The sequence below is a fragment of the Streptomyces termitum genome, from assembly GCF_014650175.1.
GTDB lineage: Bacteria > Actinomycetota > Actinomycetes > Streptomycetales > Streptomycetaceae > Streptomyces > Streptomyces termitum.
The window spans coordinates 48,193-54,759 of the sequence record NZ_BMUL01000027.1 but is presented as its reverse complement, the minus strand read 5'-3'; the positions used below and the strand labels follow the sequence as shown (position 1 = coordinate 54,759).

Below are 6,567 nucleotides of genomic sequence, written 5' to 3'. Positions count from 1 at the left end.
TCCCACTCGGCATCCGACAGTTCATGGCGACGTATCACAGCACCATGATCCACCAGCGGTAATCATTTGAAGACACTGCCTAGCCCACCAAAGAAGAATCATCCCTTTATGTCCCTATATCCTGGTCGTCCCTCGCGGGCGGGAAAGGACCCGCCCGCCGGCCGGCCCGAGAGGGGCGCCCGTGCCCGACCACCGCCCGGCCCGCCGCCGCCCCGAACCGCCGCCCGCTCCCCCGCCCGCCGCCGGAGGCCCGAGCGTGGTGCGGGCGACCCTGTACCGGGGCGGCCGGAAGGTCTCCTCGCCGGCCACGCTGGCGGAGACGTACCGGCAGCTGCGCGCGGACCCCGACGGCATGGCGTGGATCGGCCTCCAGCGCCCGACCGCACAGGAACTGCACTCCCTGGCCGCCGAGTTCGACCTCCACGAACTCGCCGTCGAGGACGCCCTGGAGGCCCACCAGCGCCCCAAACTGGAGCGGTACGGCGACACCCTCTTCGTCGTCCTGCGCGCCGCCCGCTACCTGGACGCCCCGGAGGAGGTCGACTTCGGCGAACTGCACGTCTTCGTCGGCCCCGACTTCCTCATCACCGTCCGGCACGGCGCCGCCCCCGACCTCACGGCGGTCCGCCGCCGCATGGAGGAGGACCCGGACCTCCTCGCCCTGGGCCCGGAGGCCGTCCTGTACGCGATCCTCGACGCGGTCGTCGACGGCTACGCCCCGGTCGTGGCCGGCGTCCAGAACGACGTCGACGAGATCGAGACCGAGGTCTTCGGCGGCGACCCGTCCGTCTCCCGCCGCATCTACGAACTCTCCCGCGAGATGGTCGAGTTCCAGCGCGCCACCCGCCCCCTCGTCGGCATGCTGCACGGCCTGATGGCCGGCTTCGCCAAGTACGGCACCGACGAGGAACTCCAGCGCTACCTCCGCGACGTCGCCGACCACGTGACCCACATCAGCGAACGCGTCGACGGCTTCCGCCAGGCCCTCACCGAGATCCTGACGGTCAACGCGACCCTGGTCACCCAGCAGCAGAACGCCGAGATGCGCGCCCTCGCGGAAGCCGGCTTCGAACAGAACGAAGAGGTCAAGAAGATCTCCGCCTGGGCCGCCATCCTCTTCGCCCCCACCCTGGTCGGCACCATCTACGGCATGAACTTCGACACCATGCCGGAACTCCACTGGACCCTCGGCTACCCCTTCGCCGTCGTCCTGATGGCGGGCGTGTGCGCGAGCCTGTACATGGTCTTCAAGCGGAAGGACTGGCTGTAGCGGGGCTCTGGGACCACGCACCCGATTCCACGACCGCGCACATCCGGGAGGGCACGGTGTCCGCGTACGAGCGTCGACCAGGCCACGGACGTCCGGTGTCGTGCGGTGATCCTTGTGCGCCTGAACGCCCTGCTCTCGTCTCGTCGCCTAGGTGGCCAACGCGCATGTGGAGAGGGATCTTCGCTCTCAAGCGGGTCACGGATGTGCCGCTCGACAGGTTGCGCCGCAATCTTGCCGTGTTGCCGGCCCTGGCTGAGGCCGGCATTCCGGTGATCGTCCCTGTGGTGGGCTCATCGGGTGGGATCGTGGTCGAGGTCGATGGGAGCGGGTACTGCCTGTTCCCCTGGGCACGAGGAGCGCACGTTCGTGGCGTGGACCTCCCCCACGTGCAGGTGCGGCGGCTCGGCGTGGTCCTCGCCAAGCTCCACCTGGCGCTCGGGCACGCCGCCGAGACCGGGGGCCTCACCGCGGACGTCGTCACGCCTGAACGGACATCGGAGAAGGCCGACCAGCTCGCCGCTACTGCACGGACCCACGGTACGGGCGACGCCTTCGACGGGGCAGCGCTGGACGCCCTTCGCCAAGCGTCAGGTGCTGCTCGCCGAGTACGCGGCCCTGCGCCCTGAAGGAGACGTTCCCGCAGGACCGTACGGCTGGACGCACGGCGATTTCCAGCTCATTCACTAGGCAAGTCGCTTGTCGGGTTTGGCGTTGTCGCCCTTGCAGCATCTGGTCGGGTTACTGCGGGCGTAGCTACGTTGCGGTGGCAGGTGAGGCAGCGTCGACCCAGAGAGCGAGGAGGCTTCGGAGCTCGCGGACGACCTGGTAGAGCCTCAGGCTGGCGCCGCGCCTTGGGGGGCTTGGGCTCCTCGTTGCCGGGCGCAGAAGGGGTGGGCGACTGAGATGAGCGTGACATGGTCGATCTCGACCACCCTTCCAGCGTGCCCCAGGTAGTGTCGAGGCGTTCTTTCGGATCAGCAGGTGTTCGTGGGGGATAGATGGCGTCGAGCTCTCGCCGGGACTCAACCGGATCTTCGCTCGGTGTGCTTGAGCGGAGTGTGGCCGACCGCGCGCACGATATCTCTCCGGCCTTGACGCACCTTCAGGACTGCGGATTCCGCCCGCCATCTGGAGGCGTGAGGCGTGCGCTGACGGTCGCGCTGACGCATATCTCCTTCGTCTACGAGCATCAGGATGTCCTTCCGGGCGTGACACGAGGGCTGTTGGACACTCTCGCCACGCTCGGCGACGCTTTCGCGAGGCGGCTTGGTGCAGTACGGGCCTATCAGGAGTTGCCGTCGCTGACGGCCGGTGCGCTGAGCAAGCACACAAGCACCGTCCCTCCTAAGATCCCGGAATGGGCAGCCAAGCAAACCTGGCTGCTTCTCTCGTGTCGGGTCAGCGCTGGCCTACTTGGAAAGCCACTCCCGCCGGGAGTCACAGGCGCTTTGTTTCGGCAGTTGCTCGGCGTCCTCTGCCTCCTCGATGAGCAGCATGTGGCCAGCAAGCTCCTAGAAGGTCTTGCGGGGAACGTGGCGAGATCGGAGGTGCTCGCCGACCCGAGGACCATGCTTGACGTTCTCCTTCGCCGCAGCACCATGGAGCCGGCCAGCTACGAGATCAACAGCGAAGGTCCTGATCACGCTCTAGTCTTCACGGCTGTTGCGACGGACAGTAGAGGTCGGCAAGGTACTGCACAGGGCAACAGCAGGAAGACAGCGGCTCGCAACGCAGCTCTTGACTTCCTCGCAAGGCACATACCCTCTGCTCTGGAAGAAGCCGCAGCCCGGTCGGCCCCTCGCCCGGTGCTCGGAGAGATCCCAGGCTCAGAAGCCCACTTGGCAGCCGTGCAGCGGCTCCAGGATCTTTTCTCCCTTCCTCCTATCGCCCGCCCGTTACTTGGCCAGGCACTGGCCCACGCTTCCTGGACCTATGAGCAGCGAAGACTGTTGGCGCCACTCCATCAGCAAGACAACCAAGCGCTCAGCTTCATGGGCTCCCAAGCCTTCTCTTTTGAGTATCTCCTCGTCCGGTCGCGGAGGGCGGTTCTCTCACCACCCGAATCAGTCATCACCAGCAGCGTGCCTAACACCGCGTTCGACTCTGCGCTGCGCCAGACAGGGCTGGCGCAAGCTCTCCTCCTGGGTATCGGACAGGCCAGCAAGGGAATACCTGTTGAGGTGGGATCGAACGCCTTCCAAGCGGTGATCGGCGCTGTCTACGTCGCAAAGAATTTCCCACCATCACTCGCTCACGACTGGCCTCAGGAGTGGGCTCCGCTGTGGCGGACGATCATGCCTGACGCTGAGCATGATCCCTCGACCGTGCTCGGGATTCTCGCCAGCAGCATGAAGCTCCAGATCGACTACACCTTTCGTGAGTACGGGCCGGACCACCTGAAGCAACGCCGCGCCACAGCCGTGCTGACAAGCCCCTCGTTGACTATCAGCGTCAAGGCAAGGGAAGGCGCGCCAGGTCCATCGAAGACAGCCGCGCGGCATAATGCCAGTGAGGTAGTCCTCGACGTCTTGGATCGCCTCGCCGAACGCCGACCAGCAAAGGCAATGACGTCCGCGTCTGCGGAGGACCAGTCTCTGGCCCGCTTCATGTTGGCCCACCAGGCGGCAGCGCTCACGAGTACTACCATTCCTCTTCAACGGTGGATATCCGGGCAACTGTTTGGCCTCCAGTGGGCAGCATCTCCCGAAGCCTTCCTCGAGTGGGCCACGGAAGCTGATCAGCTCATGACCCGTGCCATGAACTTGGACGATCGGATCGGTAGGTTCGAGACGGTGTTTCGCGCCGCCCGCGACGCCGAGTTGGCAGACGATCAGTCCCGAAGCGTCGATGTCGAGCTCACCCACGTCGTAAGACGCATTGAACGACTCCAAGATCCCGAGTCCCTGACCCGCGAGGACTTCGACCGACTGGCCCGGCTCTGCGACATCTGCCGCTGCATGGGTACCGATGACCCCGACACCAGTGTTCGAGAACTTGTCGAGGCATGGGCGGTCCTGCATCGCGGGCGACTCGATGTCCTCATTGGAGAAAAAGGAATCGATACCACTCTCACCGGCCGCGAACGGGCTGTCCTCGATGGGCTCGCCAACGCTCTACTCAGAGTGAGAGGCAAGGCGAGTGTCCAAATGCTCAGTTACATACCCGTAAAACTCCGGTTCGCCGCAGCCCTCGATGAGGCACAACAGGCGGAACTCGACGAGACCTGTGCCCTCTGGGCCGGTGCGACCAGGACAGTCACTCTCGAAACCTCTGTACTCGGCATCGAGGCGACCGTCGCTACAGCACACACTCCGTCGGCTCCTGGACCTATAGCCCGCGCTGCGCTCGCCGCCCTTCAACCCAAAACCGAGCCGTACCGAGCCAGTATCGCGGGCCTCCTCCACGACCTGAAGAATCAGGTCACCGCCGCTCGGACAGCCGCTTCCGCGCCCGCCACGACACGTACCGCGCACCGCGAACACCAATTGGCGGCCAGTCGGCACCTAGACCAAGCCCAGTCCCTCGCGGTCCGACTCAAGGCATCCACGGCCATGTCCGGCCACGATGACGAGTTGAGTACCGAACTGGGCTCTTTCCTCCGCTCTTACGCCGCCGCCCTGCTTCCCCGGCTGCCCCAAACGATCTCCCTCTCGGTCCCTGATGCCCGGAGTACAGCCCGCGTAGCCCTAGGAGAACGGACTCTCCGCGCGATCCTGGACAATCTGGTAGGCAACGCGATAGAGGCAATGCACGATGGCGGCGCGATGACCCTGGACTGGACTGCGGACGCCAATGAAGCCGTAATCGACGTTTCCGACTCCGGCCCCGGCCTCCCTCCTGATGTTCTCGCAGCCCTCGAATCTGGCGAACGCATCCGCAGTACTAAACCCGGAGGAAACGGCCTCGGCCTTCTCGGAGCCCGTTCGCTCCTGGCGCGCGCTGGAGGCCACCTCACTGCTCTCCAGGTGCACTCCGGTACCGCGTGGCTCATCACCCTCCCCATCGCCCCTGCCCCGAACCAGGAGACAACGTGACCCACCCCCTCGCAGATATCCAAATCCTGGTAGCAGACGACCAGACTGATGTCGCGAGAACCCTGTGCAATCCCCTGCGACGAGCCAAGGCACGGCTCACCTTCGTCGAGGATGGCCAGGCAGCACGTGACGCACTTGCCGCACAGCCCTTTGACCTCGTCGTGATCGACATGAAGATGCCCCCTGAAGAATGGGGCGGCCTGTGGCTACTGAAGCAGCTTCACGCCGAAGGCTCGCGCATTCCTACCCTTGTCCTCTCCGGCGAGGGCGCCACGCAACAGATCATCCAGGCTATGCGCCTCGGAGCTACCGACTGGATCTTCAAGGACGTCGCCGACCGGGAGCTACTCGACCGGGCAACCACGATCCTCGCTGACCGCCACAAGCAATCCCTGACCATCGCAAGCGAGCACCTGCCCACGCCGATCGCCTCGCGCCTTGCTCGCTATATCCGAACCACAGACTCTGAAAAGCAGCTCACGGAGGGACTTCACGCCCTGGAGTCGTTACTGCGCTTCGCAGCAGTCGTCGGTCTCTCCAGCACGCCGCCGTTCGTCCTGCCTGGAATCACTCTCGACAAGCTCGCCGCGCCGGCCATGGGAACGTGGTTCAACGTCTGTACGGCGCTGGCCGGTAGCCCCAGTGCCAGCAGCGCGTTCAGGCGCCTCCTTTCGTGTATCGCTCCCGACTCCGGGGCACGCCAGACCGTCCAGAATTTCATACCTATCCGAAATGGCATTTTCCACGACACTGCTGATCCGAGCCCTGAAGATTTGGGGCGCCTTGATTCATTTCTTCGCCGTGTCGCGCACCGGATGATCTCGTCCCGTACTGGCGAATTGATTGTCGCCAAATCGATGAAATATGACGGCGAAATGTACGCGGTTGAAGCTCTTAATCTTCATGGAACCGGAAATCCTAGCCCGGTTGAGATACTCACCAACATTCCTATCGTCAACGGAGCAGTACTGCTCGTCGACAAGGATGTCGAGCCCATTCCCCTCAGCCCGCTTATGGTTTCCGCAGTCGCTGAGCCATCCGGTAGCGTCCACTGCCTCCAGTTCAACGGCTTCGTTCGGGGTAAGGGCAGGTTGGGACCGGCCTCGGTCATCAAGTTTTCCCGCGTGAACATTGCCGAGGGGCACGGTGCTGCATCCCACCCCGTTGTCGCATGGCCGGCCGCTACTGCGTGGGCTGGCCAGGCATGAGCCGGAAGTTCGTGGCGCTGCCTGCCCTCAATTCATTAGGCAAGTCGGCTGTCAG

4 protein-coding genes are annotated in these 6,567 nt (G+C 64.5%); all 4 read left to right on the top strand.

What is annotated here, in order from left to right; genetic code table 11:
* The first annotated feature begins 181 nt into the window (after positions 1–181).
* The 4 genes from IE219_RS30605 to IE219_RS30590 all read left to right on the top strand — a co-directional run bounded on the left by IE219_RS30605 (position 182) and on the right by IE219_RS30590 (position 6,512).
* Positions 182–1,270 (top strand): magnesium and cobalt transport protein CorA, encoded by a 1,089-nt coding sequence (locus tag IE219_RS30605; protein WP_229850233.1) that lies wholly within the window; start codon positions 182–184, stop codon positions 1,268–1,270.
* Between the two features lie 164 nt (positions 1,271–1,434).
* Complete coding sequence (locus IE219_RS30600) at positions 1,435–1,896, top strand: phosphotransferase (protein WP_189983445.1); 462 nt, start codon at positions 1,435–1,437, stop codon at positions 1,894–1,896.
* Positions 1,897–2,406: 510 nt separating this feature from the next.
* Complete coding sequence (locus tag IE219_RS30595) at positions 2,407–5,304, top strand: ATP-binding protein (RefSeq protein ID WP_189983443.1); 2,898 nt, start codon at positions 2,407–2,409, stop codon at positions 5,302–5,304.
* A complete protein-coding gene (locus IE219_RS30590) occupies positions 5,301–6,512 on the top strand; it encodes a response regulator transcription factor (RefSeq protein ID WP_189983442.1) in 1,212 nt (403 codons plus the stop codon). Before IE219_RS30595 ends, IE219_RS30590 begins: the two co-directional genes overlap by 4 nt.
* Positions 6,513–6,567 lie beyond the last annotated feature (55 nt).